Origin of the sequence: Zoogloea sp. (assembly GCF_030157465.1) — a bacterium.
GTDB lineage: Bacteria > Pseudomonadota > Gammaproteobacteria > Burkholderiales > Rhodocyclaceae > Zoogloea.
Genome location: NZ_JAOAUU010000096.1, coordinates 1,417 through 15,591 on the forward strand (window position 1 = coordinate 1,417; position 14,175 = coordinate 15,591).

15 protein-coding genes, 1 tRNA gene, 1 pseudogene and 1 CRISPR repeat array are annotated in these 14,175 nt (G+C 61.8%); of the genes and pseudogenes, 13 read left to right on the forward strand and 4 right to left on the reverse strand.

The features are described 5' to 3' along the window. Positions 1-27 precede the first annotated feature (27 nt). Positions 28-1,795: direct repeats of the CRISPR family, unit length 28 nt; unit sequence GTTCGCCGCCGTGCAGGCGGTTTAGAAG. A gap of 86 nt (positions 1,796-1,881) precedes the next feature. Then, the gene (locus Q1W26_RS11885) at positions 1,882-2,619 is read right to left on the reverse strand and encodes a hypothetical protein (RefSeq protein WP_300440199.1); all 738 of its coding nucleotides are present in this window, start codon (positions 2,617-2,619) and stop codon (positions 1,882-1,884) included. A 1,347-nt stretch (positions 2,620-3,966) separates the two neighbouring features. Next, positions 3,967-4,227, reverse strand: coding sequence for a helix-turn-helix transcriptional regulator (locus Q1W26_RS11890; RefSeq protein ID WP_300440200.1), 261 nt, complete (start codon positions 4,225-4,227; stop codon positions 3,967-3,969). Between the two features lie 144 nt (positions 4,228-4,371). Here Q1W26_RS11890 and Q1W26_RS11895 point away from each other — a divergent pair, with 144 nt between their 5' ends. The 3 genes and pseudogenes from Q1W26_RS11895 to Q1W26_RS21510 form a co-directional block, all read left to right on the forward strand. After that, positions 4,372-4,731, forward strand: a complete 360-nt coding sequence (locus tag Q1W26_RS11895; protein ID WP_300440202.1) for a hypothetical protein — start codon at positions 4,372-4,374, stop codon at positions 4,729-4,731. Positions 4,732-4,830: 99 nt separating this feature from the next. Further along, the gene (locus tag Q1W26_RS11900; RefSeq protein ID WP_300440203.1) at positions 4,831-4,977 is read left to right on the forward strand and encodes a hypothetical protein; all 147 of its coding nucleotides are present in this window, start codon (positions 4,831-4,833) and stop codon (positions 4,975-4,977) included. Next, positions 4,974-6,077, forward strand: a pseudogene (locus tag Q1W26_RS21510) (recombinase family protein); the annotation flags it as partial. The gene Q1W26_RS11900 and the pseudogene Q1W26_RS21510, both read left to right, overlap by 4 nt. A gap of 36 nt (positions 6,078-6,113) precedes the next feature. Here Q1W26_RS21510 and Q1W26_RS11905 read toward each other — a convergent pair. Together Q1W26_RS11905 and Q1W26_RS11910 are read right to left on the reverse strand one after the other, a co-directional pair. Beyond that, a complete protein-coding gene (locus tag Q1W26_RS11905) occupies positions 6,114-6,326 on the reverse strand; it encodes a hypothetical protein (RefSeq protein ID WP_300440204.1) in 213 nt (70 codons plus the stop codon). Between the two features lie 268 nt (positions 6,327-6,594). Then, a tRNA-Met gene (locus Q1W26_RS11910) sits at positions 6,595-6,671 on the reverse strand. 286 nt (positions 6,672-6,957) lie between these two features. Between Q1W26_RS11910 and Q1W26_RS11915 the strand changes: the two genes are divergently transcribed. The 10 genes from Q1W26_RS11915 (at position 6,958) to Q1W26_RS11960 (ending at position 13,985) form a co-directional block, all read left to right on the forward strand. Beyond that, entirely contained in the window at positions 6,958-8,310 is a 1,353-nt protein-coding gene (locus Q1W26_RS11915; RefSeq protein WP_300440206.1) for a tyrosine-type recombinase/integrase, read from the forward strand. Between the two features lie 130 nt (positions 8,311-8,440). Further along, the gene (locus tag Q1W26_RS11920) at positions 8,441-8,764 is read left to right on the forward strand and encodes a DUF4258 domain-containing protein (RefSeq protein ID WP_300440208.1); all 324 of its coding nucleotides are present in this window, start codon (positions 8,441-8,443) and stop codon (positions 8,762-8,764) included. Next, positions 8,764-9,198, forward strand: a complete 435-nt coding sequence (locus Q1W26_RS11925) for a hypothetical protein (protein ID WP_300440210.1) — start codon at positions 8,764-8,766, stop codon at positions 9,196-9,198. The genes Q1W26_RS11920 and Q1W26_RS11925 overlap by 1 nt, the downstream gene beginning before the upstream one ends. Before the next feature lie 102 nt (positions 9,199-9,300). After that, complete coding sequence (locus Q1W26_RS11930) at positions 9,301-10,464, forward strand: hypothetical protein (RefSeq protein WP_300440212.1); 1,164 nt, start codon at positions 9,301-9,303, stop codon at positions 10,462-10,464. 195 nt (positions 10,465-10,659) lie between these two features. Further along, on the forward strand, positions 10,660-10,905 hold the full coding sequence (locus tag Q1W26_RS11935; protein ID WP_300440214.1) for a helix-turn-helix domain-containing protein: 246 nt from the start codon (positions 10,660-10,662) through the stop codon (positions 10,903-10,905). A 9-nt stretch (positions 10,906-10,914) separates the two neighbouring features. After that, complete coding sequence (locus tag Q1W26_RS11940; protein WP_300440217.1) at positions 10,915-11,145, forward strand: hypothetical protein; 231 nt, start codon at positions 10,915-10,917, stop codon at positions 11,143-11,145. A gap of 2 nt (positions 11,146-11,147) precedes the next feature. Further along, positions 11,148-11,432 carry a helix-turn-helix domain-containing protein gene (locus tag Q1W26_RS11945; protein WP_300440220.1) on the forward strand — a complete coding sequence of 95 codons (285 nt, stop codon included), beginning with the start codon at positions 11,148-11,150 and terminating at the stop codon, positions 11,430-11,432. Then, a complete protein-coding gene (locus Q1W26_RS11950) occupies positions 11,429-12,403 on the forward strand; it encodes a hypothetical protein (protein WP_300440222.1) in 975 nt (324 codons plus the stop codon). Before Q1W26_RS11945 ends, Q1W26_RS11950 begins: the two co-directional genes overlap by 4 nt. Next, positions 12,400-13,191, forward strand: coding sequence for a helix-turn-helix transcriptional regulator (locus Q1W26_RS11955; protein ID WP_300440224.1), 792 nt, complete (start codon positions 12,400-12,402; stop codon positions 13,189-13,191). Before Q1W26_RS11950 ends, Q1W26_RS11955 begins: the two co-directional genes overlap by 4 nt. Next, complete coding sequence (locus Q1W26_RS11960) at positions 13,188-13,985, forward strand: hypothetical protein (protein ID WP_300440226.1); 798 nt, start codon at positions 13,188-13,190, stop codon at positions 13,983-13,985. Before Q1W26_RS11955 ends, Q1W26_RS11960 begins: the two co-directional genes overlap by 4 nt. The last annotated feature ends 190 nt before the right edge of the window (positions 13,986-14,175 follow it).

The window sequence follows — 14,175 nt, forward strand, 5'->3', positions numbered from 1 at the left end:
GAAGTCGGGGTTTTGGAAGTCGCCATCGTTCGCCGCCGTGCAGGCGGTTTAGAAGACGCGATCAAGAGAGCCGGCCGGGATGCCATAGTTCGCCGCCGTGCAGGCGGTTTAGAAGTGAGTCTCTCGGAAGCCGCGCGGAGGCTGGGAGTTCGCCGCCGTGCAGGCGGTTTAGAAGAGCTGGCCAGCCAGCCCCCGGTGCGTCTTGTGGTTCGCCGCCGTGCAGGCGGTTTAGAAGCGCACCGTCATGGACCATATAACCGGCGCCTGGTTCGCCGCCGTGCAGGCGGTTTAGAAGACTTCATTGGGTGGCTCCCGGCCAGGCGGGGTGTTCGCCGCCGTGCAGGCGGTTTAGAAGTGAAGGGGCCGCTGGTTGAGCGCCGGGTGCGTGTTCGCCGCCGTGCAGGCGGTTTAGAAGAAAGCGAAGTCGGGGTTTTGGAAGTCGCCATCGTTCGCCGCCGTGCAGGCGGTTTAGAAGGGGCCATGCCCATCGATCGCCGAACCGCTCTCGTTCGCCGCCGTGCAGGCGGTTTAGAAGACATCCGCGCCGCTCGTAAAGTTTTCGGCATGGTTCGCCGCCGTGCAGGCGGTTTAGAAGTGCTGCGATCCGCAGCATCGGCAATTGCCTGCGTTCGCCGCCGTGCAGGCGGTTTAGAAGTTTTGCAGGTCGGCCCCGATGCGCCGGGCGAGGTTCGCCGCCGTGCAGGCGGTTTAGAAGTACTTGTGGCGCTGCTGGCTACCCTGCGCTACGTTCGCCGCCGTGCAGGCGGTTTAGAAGGCGACGCTGAAGGGCACGATGGTGGGGGCTTGGTTCGCCGCCGTGCAGGCGGTTTAGAAGCCCGCCATGAACGCCGCCGCGGCCGTTGGCACGTTCGCCGCCGTGCAGGCGGTTTAGAAGAGCGCGAAGTCATGCTCATCTGGCCCGAGTTCGTTCGCCGCCGTGCAGGCGGTTTAGAAGAGCGTCCGCAAAATCGGCTACGACATCACCCTGTTCGCCGCCGTGCAGGCGGTTTAGAAGACGATTCCACGCATCGAGTAGTGCAAATAGCAGTTCGCCGCCGTGCAGGCGGTTTAGAAGACGCGGCTTGCCATGACGTGGGACGACCGCATGTTCGCCGCCGTGCAGGCGGTTTAGAAGTTCACCCCTGCTTTTGGGGCGAGTGACGGCCTGTTCGCCGCCGTGCAGGCGGTTTAGAAGACGGCGGCGAGCATGCGCAGGCCGTCGCTTGGGTTCGCCGCCGTGCAGGCGGTTTAGAAGATCGGCTGCGCCTTGAGCCCCTCGCGGTTGTAGTTCGCCGCCGTGCAGGCGGTTTAGAAGAGGGTCGGGACGCGGCCGAAGATTTCGCGGGCGTTCGCCGCCGTGCAGGCGGTTTAGAAGATCCCCCGACAGGGTGTTTCCGTTGCCGCCACGTTCGCCGCCGTGCAGGCGGTTTAGAAGAAACGACGAGCTACCATAGTCCGGGGCAAACGGTTCGCCGCCGTGCAGGCGGTTTAGAAGACGGCCCCAGGGGGCGCGGCGGCCGATGCGGGGTTCGCCGCCGTGCAGGCGGTTTAGAAGAAATGCGGCAGACGGCTATTTCCGGCCTGACTGTTCGCCGCCGTGCAGGCGGTTTAGAAGTTGCGTGGTGCCGTTGGTCAGTTGGTCGTTGCGTTCGCCGCCGTGCAGGCGGTTTAGAAGTCGGCGGCAACCGTCTGACGTGAGAGAGCTTCGTTCGCCGCCGTGCAGGCGGTTTAGAAGAGTTCGATCTGGTGGCAAGATCTGAGCGACGAGTTCGCCGCCGTGCAGGCGGTTTAGAAGAATCAGGCCGATCGTAACGTTATACGGACGTATACGGATGCTTTAGCCTGACTCGCTCCACCAAGAGCGACTCCGTTGAAGCTACGCTATGCGGTAGCCACTCCACCGACTATCACCCCCACCCTGGGCAGCAGCGAAACCAGTGTCGCCGGCGGCGTGTCATACACCGTCTGCCGTGTCATGTACGCCAGCACCGGCAGCGTCAGCTCCCTCACCCCGAACTTCCCCGCCACCTTCCGCGCCTCGGCATACAGCTTCAGCACCTGCCCCCGCACCCCGGAGAACATCGGCATCATCGCCAGCGCCGCGATCTCCTGGGTGAGCCCTGCCACATCATGCCGCTTCGCCCGTTCAACAATCAGCGCCTCGTGCGCCTTGTAGTGCGGGCGGGTGATTCGCCAGGTCCACGTCGTATCCCGCACCTTGCCGATGCGCTTCTCGGTGTGCAGGAGTTCATACAGCCCCCAGCGCAGATGCTGGCCTTGCGCGGTGGTGTCGTAGATCGTTCCGATGTCAGGCGCTCCCGGATCGCCCAGCCCCTGACGCCCTTGGGTGGAAACCAGCACCCAGTCGAGCACCTCATCCTCCGAGTCGGTGATGACCAGATGGCAGGAGGCCAAGCCCCGGCTGCGGTCATAGGCCCGCCCCGGCACGTTCCGGTCAATCCGGAACGGCGCGAGCTTGGCGAGCAGGCGCTCCAGCTTGCCGCGCACCACGCGGCCGGCTGTCCAGAGGACGTGGCCCGACTGGGCGTAGAGCTGAAGGAGCTGCATGGCAGCGGTTTGATTGCGCGGCACCTTCACCGCGCGCAGGACATCGAGCATTCAGGGTTCTCCAAGAGTGAGTCTGATGGAGAGGTATAGGCGCAACGCCCCCGGATGCTGCATGCGATCAGAAAACGGCTCAGTGCATAATGAACTGGGAAACATGCAATCCCGTCATCCCTGCCTTCTGACGCTATACCTTTACGAGGCCATACGGATCGAATCCGTATCGGCAGGAGCGCCAACTCCCGTAGTACGCCATCACGATGGTCCCGGCGCGCCAACGCCGAACCATCACACTCACCGCTCGAGCCGTGCTCGAACCGCCCTTGCCCGGCGGAAGTCTTGTGGCGCCGTATGCTCGTAATGGAGCCTGTACGGTGCGAGGGGGAGGTTGCGGAGTAATCCCGGGCGCTCATCGCCCGGCGTAATCCCGCTGCTTTATCCCATGGCGGCCAGGTGCCTCTACCTGGCGGAAACGGTGCGAACACGAAACGGGCGCGGGGAGCAAATGCCCCGATGACCCTGACACGATGACCAGCGGGTGTGAGTCCCGCCCAGGGCATGCACGGAAGTGCATGACCTGTGCTCGTCAGGATGGCTGCGTAATCGCCTGCCGTGAGGCAGGCCTCGGCCGGATACAGGAAGTCCTGTAGACCGGCCGGGCGAGCGCGACAGTGACCCAGAGTAGCGCCTGGGAAGCGTCGAGCCGCGCTGAGAGCTTAAACCTGTAATGGCGCCGAGTTCCGGTGCTAACGAGAAAGCAAGGAAGCCGCATAGGGCCTACAGTGCCTGCAACGTGGTGGAAGCGACAGACCAGCAACGACATTTGAGTAAGGCAGGGACTTCTCCCGGTTCTCCCGCCTGAAATCCGGTATCCAGCCCGGTTGTCGATGTCTGTCGTGAGCCAGCGGCGTTCCCTTGTGAACGCAAGAACGTGTCTAAGTGGTGCGAAATGCGCTCGGAGGTTCGGTCAGGTGGCACTGACCGGAACGGGGGTAACGACCCCGCCAATCCCGAGAGCGTATGAGCGTGGTCCTTCGATGACGACGCTCGGCCGAAAGCCGAGTCGAGTTGTGGGACCGACAAGACGCAAAGCGATGTGTAGTGATGGCAGTAAAGGCGGGTCTGGTTGGCGCCAGACTCGCTGGATGACGCTCTTGGCAGAGCATCATCCCGGAACCTGTCACGCCCTTCGGCGTGTCAGGTGCGCCCTTCCGGGCGCGGGAAATAGCAGGGCTGCGGCAGTGCCACGGTCCGCCGATATTGCAGGTCATACGTCCGACCCTCAAGGGGTGTGTTTCTCAGTGGGCATACAGCACACCATTGGTCGGCGGTAAGGACATTTATCAACGCTCAGCCACCCCTGCAAAGGGGTGGCTGTTTTGGCGTGCGGGGCTGCGCGCCTCAGTCGTCGCGTGCACGCTCGCTGACGGGCGGATGCGTGGCCACACGATCTTCGGCGCGGGCGATCAGTTCCGATGCGCGCACGCCCAGCGCATCAGCCAGCATGAACAACGTCCCGACGGTGGGAACCTTGCCGTTACGCTCTACGACGCCAACATAATTCCGGCTAACCCTCGCAAGGGATGCCAGATTTTCCTGGGAAATGGCCTGTTCCAGCCGCGCTTCGCGCAAGACTGCGGCAAGGGCTTCGATGCGATCCATTGATACGTCCTGAGGCTAGGCTCCGGAGTATTCATGGATTGGACCCGGCAAGATACACCACCATAGTGTTGCACACTATGGTGTTTTAATGAGAGGCTTCGGCTTGTGGCGATGTGCGCCCTGGACACACTGGAGAACACGACGATGAAACCCGAGTACGAAGCCCTGTCAGGGCTGCCATTGATCTATGCCGTGCTGAAGCGGACTGGCTATGAAATGCTGGGGCGAGCAGAAGGGCCTTTTGCATTCACGCCGCACGGCGAGCCGGCCTTTTCCATCGTGACGGGCGATGCGCGAGCGCTGGTAACGCTGGGTCAGGGTGAGTGCGAGTTGTTCATGCTGGAACAGGCGCGGCAATTGGGCGCCCATTTTCACGTCTCGGAAAATCAGGTGAGGTGCGTGATCGACCAGCATCTGGCCACTGGCGCCTCCTATGCGGAGGCTGCGGGGCGAGCCATGCTGATGTGGAGTGATCCTGGGACGCCTGAAAGTTTGGAGGAATGAGCAGCATGGTTACATATAGTTACAACTTTTCTCTTGTGACCCGCGCGTTTTTTCGATGGTTTTTCCTATACCTAGTCCCGGATAACTGGACTTACGTACATGGAGCACCACCTCGAGACCGCCGACAAGGACGCGCTCTCACCCGCTGAAACCCGCCTCATCGACCTGATCGCCGAGATTGTCGTCGCGCAGATCCTCGGTGAGACGACCCCTTCCCCCCAACTCCCCCCAGGACGCACCCCATGAAGGCCGCCATCTACGCTCGCAAGAGCACCAGCAAGCAGAGCCAAACCTCGATCGAAGATCAGATCCGCAAATGCACGGTCTTTGCAACCCATGAGGGGATGCGGGTGAGTCACACCTTCGTCGACGACGAGATCTCCGGCACCGTCCGGGCCCGCCCGGACTACAACGCGATGCTTCAGGCCGCCGAGAAGCACGAGTTCGATGTGCTGCTGGTCGATGACCTGAGCCGCCTCGCGCGGGATGCGACGGAACAGGGGCTGACGCTGAAGCGCCTCAAGTTTCTGGATATCCGGCTGGTGGGGGTGTCGGAGGGCTATGACTCGAACGCGCCGGGCGAGAAGATCCACGCTGCGGTCAAGGGGCTGCTCAACGAGCTCTATGTAGACAACATCCGCTTCCAGACCAAACGCGGCCTGGAGAGCCGGGCGCTGAAGGGATTGAGCGCGGGCGGCAAGTCCTACGGCTACGACACTTACCCGGTTCTCGAGAACGGGCAGGTAGTCGGGCATGCGCTGTCGATCATTGCAGAGCAGGCGGCGGTGATCCGGCGGATTCACCGCATGTTTGCAGACGGCCATTCCCCGATGGCGATTGCGGCGCAGCTCAACGAAGAGCGTATCCCTTCACCGCGAGGCGGGATGTGGGCGCGCTCGGCGATCCACGGCGACCCGAAGGATGGCAGCGGGATTCTGAACAATGCGCTGTACGACGGACGTCACATCTGGAACCGTGGCCGCTTCGTCACCAATCCGGATACCGGTAAGCGCGTTCGCAAGGCGAACGATCCATCCCTGTGGGTGCAAACGGATGTGCCCCATCTGCGCATCGTGCCGGAGGATCTGTGGGCGAAGGTCAAGGCACGCCAGCAGGCGATCTCGGACAGGAGCGCGCTCAAGCAGATGGCGGCCGGCGAGCGGGCGCGGACTGGCGCGGGGCCGAAGTATCTGCTGAGCGGCTTGCTGGCGTGCGCCGAATGCGGGTCGAACTACGTGGTTGTCGACAGCTACCGATATGGGTGCGCACGGCACAAGGATCGGGGTCCGGCGGCGTGCTCGAACCACCTGAAAGTGGATAGGAATGTGGTGGAGCGTGCAGTGCTGGAAGCGCTGAAGCATCGCCTCCTTACGCCGTCGGCGCTAGCGCACTTCGAGCGCAGCCTTGCTGAGGAGGCGAGCCGCCAGCTTGAGGAGGCGGGCAGCGACGTGAAGCGCACGGATCGGCGCCTGGAGGAGGTGCAGCGGCAGATCGGCCGGATGGTGGAGAGCATCAAGGCGGGGATTGATCCGGCGATTCTGCGCGATGAGCTGAACCGCCTGCATCAGGAGCGCGATGCGCTGGAGAAGACGCATGGAGCGTCGAAGGACGCTGCGCCGCTTGTCTCCGAGATCATCGCCTCCGCCATTGCGCGTTACGACGACCTGATTGCCCACCTGGAAACGTTGCTGGCTACGCGCATTCCCGAGGCCCGGGAAGTGCTGCGGGCTCTTTTCGGCGGGTCGATCCCGCTGCTGCCGAAGGAAGATGGGACGCTAGAAACAAAAATGGCCGGCATGGCTGCCGGCCTTTTTTCGCTTGCTTCTCTGACACCCGATGTACTCACCGAGAGTCAGATAAATGTGGTTGCGGGGGCAGGATTTGAACCTGCGACCTTCGGGTTATGAGCCCGACGAGCTGCCAGACTGCTCCACCCCGCGTCAGAGAGGCCGAACTATAGACATAGACGCATCTAAAGTAAAGATTTATTTGAATAAATCTCAAAAACAAAAAACGTAATCTGGTGCCGGTGAAAGGAATCGAACCCTCGACCTTCGCATTACAAGTTAGAGGGGTCGCACCTTAATTTATATGCTCCACCCTTAACAAACCCATACACAGCAAGGGTTTCGGCTTATACTCACCTTAACGGGCTAGCACGAAAATAGCCCGAAATTGATAGCCCGTGCTAGCCCGGTGCTAGCCCGAAGAATCCAAGGTGGGTAAATGGCAAATCTGAAGTTCTCCAAAACTGCGCTGCTTGGACTTAAAGCGCCCGAGGCCGGGAAGCGACTGACGATCTACGACACCGATGTTCCGAAGCTGGCGATCCGCATGACACACGCCGGAGCACAAACCTTCTACGTGGTGAAGCGGGCAGGCGCGTCCATGGCCTGGGTGAAGCTGGGCAGCTTCCCGGACATGACCGTCGAGCAAGCCCGGAAGGAAGCCGCCAAGGTGCTGGGGGAGTTTGCTGGCGGCGCAAATCCTGCCGCCGTGAAGCGAGCCATTCGGGAAGAGCCCATCTTTGCAGACGCCTTCGAAGACTTCCTGACCGGCAAGCGCAAGCGCGACGGCTCGCCCCTGGCGGAGAGCACCAAGCGCGACTACCGCGACGTGCTGCGGCTGTACCTCGCCCCCATCAAGGGCAAGAAGCTGTCGCAGATCGAACGGACCGACGTGAAGGCGATCCACAAAAAGACCGCGATCAAGAGCGCGGCACAGGCTGACAGGGCCGTTGCTGTCGTTTCGTCCGTCTTCACTTACATGGCGGATCAAGAGGTTTTCACCGGCACCAACCCCGCCAGCCGAGTGCAGAAGAATCCGCCCCCCTCCCGCGACCGATTCGCCCAAAGCTACGAACTGCCGTACCTGCTCGAAGCCGTCGCCCGATCCGACCAACGGGATTACTTCCTGCTGTCCCTGCTCACTGGTGCGCGGCGCTCAAACGTGCAGGCGATGACCTGGCGCGACCTCGACCTGCCCGGCGCCGTCTGGCGCATCGGCAAGACCAAGAACGGCACGCCGCAGAATGTGCCGCTCTCGCCCGAGGCCATCATGGTGCTGAACGCCCGCAAAGAGAACGCCGGCACCTCACCCTTCGTCTTCCCCGGCACCGGCAGGACGGGGCATCTCGTGGAACCCAAAAAGGCATGGGCCACGATCCGACGCACCGCCAGCCTGTTCCGCCTGCTGGATGCCCTCAAGCTGGACGACGACGCCCGCACCGAGGCCGACACCCTTGCCCTCGAAAGCATCGCCAAAGCCGAGCGGAAATATCAGGCCCAAGCCAAGGCCGCCCAGATCGACCCGGCGCACTTCGCCATGACCGACCTACGGATTCACGATCTGCGCCGCACCCTGGGGAGCTGGCAGGCCAAGACCGGCGCATCCCTGACCATCATCGGCAAGAGCCTGAACCACAAGACCCACCAAGCGACCGCGATCTATGCGCGCCTCGACCTCGATCCGGTTCGCCAGTCGGTGAACACCGCAACGGCCGCGATGCTGGAGGCTGCCGGCCTGAAGGAAGGGGCGACCGTGCTGCCGCTGCCCAAGAAAAGCCGCGGTGGTGCGTGAAGCCAGCATCTCGACATGCAGCAGGCCCGACAGAGAAGCAGGCGGCCGGGCTACGGGTGGTGAAAGCATAAGCAAGGGCCTATCGATGCCGCTTGATTTTCTCTCCATCAACCTATAAAAAATATAGGTAATGACGAATCCTGTACCCTTTCGGCTGAACGACGCCAACGCCCTTCGCCTCCTGCGGGAGATTGCCGCCGACTCGGCCCGGGTCGTGCTCCTGACCCACGCCAAGCAGCGAATGCGACAACGGCAAATCACGCTGGCTCAGGTGCTTGATGTGATGCGCAAGGGGAGGATGGCAGAACCGGCAACGGTCGACATTCATGGCAACTGGAAGCTGACGGTTCGTGGCTCCAGTTGTGGACAGGAAATATCGGTGGCGGGTGCCATCGACATGAACCACGAGCCCGGCAAGCGGGTGTTTGTGATAACGGTTTTTGGGAGCGACTGATGTACCACTACACGGAAGGCGGGCTGACGAATGTCTGGCTCTCCAACGGCTTCAGGGAGGAAGACACGCCCTATGGCAAGGGTGTGTCCATCGAGGATATTGAAGGCCTGCATCGCGCGATTGGCATGAAGCTGGTCAAGGAGCGGGCGCAACTAACGGGGGCTGAGTTTCGATTCCTGCGCAAGGAACTGGGGCTGTCCCAGGCAAAGCTCGCCCACTGGTGGGGCTACGAGGCGCAGAGCGTCGCCGGCTGGGAGAAGCGGGGGCGAGTGCCACGCATTGCCGACCGCTTCATTCGTGCGTTCTACCTTGAGAAGGTTTCCGGCAATCCGTCCGTACTGGAGATTGTCGAGCGCCTGGCCGATGCCGACCGGGAGGATGCCCCTAAGCTGACCTTTGAGGAAACGTCGGAAGGCTGGCGGCTCGCCGCCTGATCGAGCACCACCGCCGCGCCTACTCCGACGGGAGGAAAACCGGGTTCCCTTGCCCGGCTGGCGCGGCACCTTTTACAAGGATGAGCGCAAAGGGGCACGACAGTGGGAGTACGCGACCTACTCGCCGAACATGACGACGAGTGTTTCATTTCACTGACAGATTTACTCGATGTTGTCGCTGAAGCAGAAGGTGTCCCAACCAAAGAGGTCGCACGTGCATTCAGCGTTTGCCGTCTGCTGCACAAGGTTGAGATCCAATTGCGCAAATACGACAACAATGAAATTTCTGCAGGTGGCTTGGCCTTAGCCTTCCATAATCTTCAGGAAGCCATCTTAAATACACACATCAACGCATCGGCAGACGTTCTATCCGAAGCTAGGGAGGCTGAGCCTGGTTTTCTCCGCCAAGAGGTTGCCGTCACACTCCAAGAATGTGGAATCAAGGTCCCCCCTTGCTTGTTGAAAGGTCGTAGAACACCACTGTGGAAACACGTATATGCGGTACGTGAATGGGTAAGCCTACAAGCAGCAGCTTCGATCCTTACAGGCAAGGAACCCGGCGCCGCAGATTCAGAGGACCACCAAGATTTCTATCACTGGCGCGAAGCGCTTCAGGATGCCGCAAGCTCTCAACTAATTTCTGTTAAAGATGGCAGAAGCGCCCTTCTAAATAGCACCGAACTGTCCCAAGCAGACATTCGCACATGGTGCGACAGAAACGGTTTTGTGTGGCCAATCCCCATGCATGCGCCCATTTCCGACGCATCGTCGGCCACGTGCATTTCATCGCCCTCCACTCTTGAGGAAGTTACCCGCGAACGCGATGCACTTCGCGCTGAACTGGCCGACGTCACCAAGGAGCGCGATGAAGCCAAAGCCGAAGAAGCTCGAAGATATGACTGCTATTTGACCGAGTGGGAGGGTCGAAAAATCGTCGCAGACGAACGCGACAAGGAGCGCGCGAGATCCGCCGAACTAGCCGCCGAGGTGACTCGCCTAAAGGCAGAGGTGACTAGGCTACAGGCGACGCCTTCTCCGGTCACCATTGATCACTCAATGATCCGCGGGGACACGTTCAAGAAGCTGGCCAGCGCTATCGAAGCCTTCCCCAACCAATACCCCGACCGGGCGAAAAACATTAAGCTGGATGCAGATCTGCGTCCGTGGCTGGGCTGCGTGTTTTCCTGCAATGAGCGGGAAAAGTTGGTCTTCAGTAACATCATCGTCGACCACTTCACACCCGAAGGATGGGATATCGGAAGCTGACAGGCCGCCCACTCCATAACTTTTACCTGACAGGGTTAAACCCCAGCATTGGCGCGCCTGTCAGGCGCCTGACAGGCACCTGACAGCCAGTTACCTGACAGGCTTTTGTGCTTCCTGTCAGGTTCTCGATTAATCAATAGTTCGCTCCGTTACCGCACGCCATCTAGGCAAAGCGGGGTCAACCGGATGCGAACCATGCACACTCAAGCCAATACCCAAACCCGCACCCTGCGGGCCGTCATTGAGTCCAGCGCGGACCTACTCGACGACAAGGCCGCAGCCACAATCCTGGATGTCTCCCCTGGCACCCTGTCCGTCTGGCGCAGCACTGGACGCTACGCACTGCCCTTTTTGAAGGTCGGACGTAAAGTCCGCTACCGCCGGGCTGACCTGATAGCTTGGTTAGACAGCCGCACTCGTGCCACGGGCGCCACGGCGTAAGGGGCAATCATGTACAGCCCCGATACCCCCGCCATGGCCGCCGAGCGTCGCGCGGCCGACATGGCCGAAAACACCCTCGACGCTATCGCCCGCGCAAGGAACCAAAGCGAGGCCGCCGCGAAGCTGAAGGCGCTCCTGATCCTCGCCAGCGGCATGGACCACGCCACCGCGGCCGGCATTGCGGGCAGCCTTGTCGATCCGATCGTGCGCGGCCTGGCGTCCTTGCGTCAGGAGGTCTGACGATGACCACCCAAGCCACCGCGACAGAAGCACAACGCCTGCGCATCCTCGACATGCTGCGCACCGGCAAAAAAACCACGCTCGACTTCCGGCGGGCAGGCGTCATGCAAAGCCAAACCCGCATCTTTGAGTTGCGGGCCCTCGGCTACGACCTGCCCACTATCGGCCGCGTCACCGTCTATGACGACCGGGGCTATCCGCACCGGCGTGTTGCCGTCTATGAGCTGCTGGCCGAGCCGTTGCCCCTCCCGACACCAGGTATCCGACAGCAGCGGGGCGACCGATGACCACCGACGCCCGTCTGTCCGTCGGCCTACCTGGCCACCCTAAAACCAAGCGGCTGATCCGCCGATTGGGCGACGGCGCCGCCTGGAAATTGGTCTGCCTGATCTTGTGGGCGGCCGCAAACCGCTCAGACGGGCAGCTTACCTCCATGACCGCCGACGACATCGAACTAGCCGTGGACTGGGCCGGCGACGAGGGCGCATTTGTCGCGGCATTGGTCGAGTTCGGATTTTTGGACGGCGACGAAGGCAGCTACTCGCTGCACGACTGGGCCGAGCACAATCCCTGGTCTGCGGGAGCCGCGGCCCGGTCCGAAAAGGCCAAGTGGCTTGCGCTCTGCAAGCATTACGGACGCGTCAAGGCTGCTGAGCTGATGCCAGACTATGCTGCCGGCTTGCAGAAGCCTGCTAGCAGCATGCAGGATGCAGACGACAGCATCCATGCGGCAGGAGACAGCATGCGGGATGCTCCGGAGAGCAGTGCACCGTTACCGATACCGTCTCCGATACCGTCTCCGATACCGTCTCCGATACCGATACCGATACCGTCTCCGTCTCAAAGGGCACCGTCCGTCGCTGTCGCGCCGCGCCCAGAAAATCGGTCGCCAGACGAAACAGCGCTTCAGCAGGCTTGCCGGGAGACGTGGAAGGCGTACTCCGATGCCTACCAGACCCGATACGCCACGACACCGGTACGGAATCGGACGGTCAATGCCCAGGTCAAGGGCTTCGTTGAGCGTGTTGGCGGAGCCGAGGCGCCGCAGATCGCAGCCTGGTTCGTTTGCCACCCCGGGCAGTTTTACGTCTCGAGGGGCCACACCATCGGCTCGCTGCTGTCCGATGCCGAAAAGCTGAGGACCGAATGGGCGACAGATCGCGTCGTCACGTCGGGGCAAGCCCGGCAGTCCGACCGGGCAGGGACCACGGCGAGCAACGTCCGGGCAATCCTGGCAGCACGGGGAGAGACGGCATGAGCACCGAAACCCTGAAGGCGATTGCCGTGGTCGCAGAGCTGTCGCCAATCGCCGACGCCATCCGCAGCGCACCGCCAGCCGCCTGGCTCAGCCCCAACACCCCGAAAAGGAAAAAATCCATGACCTCCCTCCTCACCACCGCGACCACCACCGCCACCCCTGGAGCACGCCTGCGCCTGCGGCAGCTCGACCTGGTGAAGACCGTCGGTGCGCGCCTCAGGGCGTCACGCGAGATGAACAATCTAAGCCAGTCGGAAGCCGCGCGGAGACTGGGCTACAGCAATCCGAGCAAGCTGTCAAAAGTGGAAAACGCGACCGACACGAACTCGGTCCCTTTGTGGTTGATACGCGACGCGGCCCGCCTTTACGACGTTTCAGTCGATTACCTTTTCGGCCTGGCTCAGGATTGGGAAACGGGCGTTCCGCGCGGCATCAGCGGATGGGTGCTCGATGAGTGGGAGTGGCAACGTCGCCGCGACGCCGCGGCTCTGGCAAACCTTGCGGCGCGTGTCGATGCATGCGTAACGCTGATCCCCGCGCTGGCAGCAGATGCGGTGGCCGTCCGGGCTGCGCTGGACCGAATCGCCGAATTTAACCCCGAAAGCTGGCCCGAGATTCGCGCGGCCGGAAGGCTATTCACGGCGATCGAGAGACTTGAGCAGAGCACCGCCGCTGCTTCCATCGCCGAACGCCGCCTGCGGCTCGACATCACAAGATCGAAGGCTGCCCGCGCGACCAACGACGCCGCCCCGGCCGCGGAAGACGATCCCCAGGGAGGCCGCCAATGACCCCGACAACCAAATCAGCACCGGTTCTTTCGTCCAAGTGGGACGGCCTGTCCAAGCACCTCCTGGCGAGTTTCTTTGAAGTCGACAACGAAAATGGCACGTGGAAGCGCACGGACAAGACTGATCCGGCCACCGTCATGGCGCCGCTGACCGAGGCCTCGATGGAAATGGCCCTCAACTGGCAGTCTCCATTCGAGCAGGCGGGCCCGGAGACGAAGGCCCCGGCGCTGATGGCAATGCTGCAAAGCGGTGTCCTGCAGCCCATTATCGACGCCGCAATGGCCGGCAAGGGCAATTCGTCTGACGCGGCCGCCGCGCAGAAGAAGTCCGGCGACTTCCTCAAACAGTTCGAGGGGAGGACCGGCATAACCAAACTTAACAGCACCCAAGTATTTTCAGGGATGCCGCCGGTCAAGATCCAGGTTGTTGCGCTGTTCCGCGCCTGGAATGACCCTGCATCCGAAGTGATGGCGCCGGTGGACAAGCTGATGGAATGGGCCTTGCCTGTGGAGCTGTCTGCGGATGGTTCAATATTGGCCCGTGCAGCCAAGACCGCAAGGGGAGAAATGGGGTTCATCGAGGCCCTGCTTCCCTCGCGTGCGCCCGTGCGAATTGCGATGCAGTACAAGGGGCGGACCTACGCCCCGCTGGTCATTGAGAGCATCGGCCAGCCGATGGACGCGCAGGTGGACAGGAACGGGCGTTACGTGGAGCAGCTCATTCCGATGACCCTGTGCACCCTGACTGCACTGGACCGGCAGACGTGGGCGAACTTCAAGACCAGCCCTCTCTGAACTTTCCAGCCCGGAAGCTGCGCGAAACTTTCCCGACCCGCGAAAGTTTCGCCAGTTTCGGCCCCGGCATTAATTTTTTTGCGCCATCGATGAAGCCTTGCAGTGTCGGCAGACCGCGTGCACCAAGGGCTGGGGCTGATGGCTGGGCGTCGGCATCAGCAATACCCATTTCTTGGGTATTGCTACCCAC

What these genes read in the sequence shown, in the direction of transcription:
- Q1W26_RS11885 (WP_300440199.1), bottom strand. Translation starts at nt 2,619, where the DNA reads ATGCTCGATGTCCTGCGCGCGGTGAAGGTGCCGCGCAATCAAACCGCT.
- Q1W26_RS11890 (WP_300440200.1), bottom strand. Translation starts at nt 4,227, where the DNA reads ATGGATCGCATCGAAGCCCTTGCCGCAGTCTTGCGCGAAGCGCGGCTG.
- Q1W26_RS11895 (WP_300440202.1), top strand. Translation starts at nt 4,372, where the DNA reads ATGAAACCCGAGTACGAAGCCCTGTCAGGGCTGCCATTGATCTATGCC.
- Q1W26_RS11900 (WP_300440203.1), top strand. Translation starts at nt 4,831, where the DNA reads ATGGAGCACCACCTCGAGACCGCCGACAAGGACGCGCTCTCACCCGCT.
- Q1W26_RS11905 (WP_300440204.1), bottom strand. Translation starts at nt 6,326, where the DNA reads ATGCGTCTTCTCCAGCGCATCGCGCTCCTGATGCAGGCGGTTCAGCTC.
- Q1W26_RS11915 (WP_300440206.1), top strand. Translation starts at nt 6,958, where the DNA reads ATGGCAAATCTGAAGTTCTCCAAAACTGCGCTGCTTGGACTTAAAGCG.
- Q1W26_RS11920 (WP_300440208.1), top strand. Translation starts at nt 8,441, where the DNA reads ATGACGAATCCTGTACCCTTTCGGCTGAACGACGCCAACGCCCTTCGC.
- Q1W26_RS11925 (WP_300440210.1), top strand. Translation starts at nt 8,764, where the DNA reads ATGTACCACTACACGGAAGGCGGGCTGACGAATGTCTGGCTCTCCAAC.
- Q1W26_RS11935 (WP_300440214.1), top strand. Translation starts at nt 10,660, where the DNA reads ATGCACACTCAAGCCAATACCCAAACCCGCACCCTGCGGGCCGTCATT.
- Q1W26_RS11940 (WP_300440217.1), top strand. Translation starts at nt 10,915, where the DNA reads ATGTACAGCCCCGATACCCCCGCCATGGCCGCCGAGCGTCGCGCGGCC.
- Q1W26_RS11945 (WP_300440220.1), top strand. Translation starts at nt 11,148, where the DNA reads ATGACCACCCAAGCCACCGCGACAGAAGCACAACGCCTGCGCATCCTC.
- Q1W26_RS11950 (WP_300440222.1), top strand. Translation starts at nt 11,429, where the DNA reads ATGACCACCGACGCCCGTCTGTCCGTCGGCCTACCTGGCCACCCTAAA.
- Q1W26_RS11955 (WP_300440224.1), top strand. Translation starts at nt 12,400, where the DNA reads ATGAGCACCGAAACCCTGAAGGCGATTGCCGTGGTCGCAGAGCTGTCG.
- Q1W26_RS11960 (WP_300440226.1), top strand. Translation starts at nt 13,188, where the DNA reads ATGACCCCGACAACCAAATCAGCACCGGTTCTTTCGTCCAAGTGGGAC.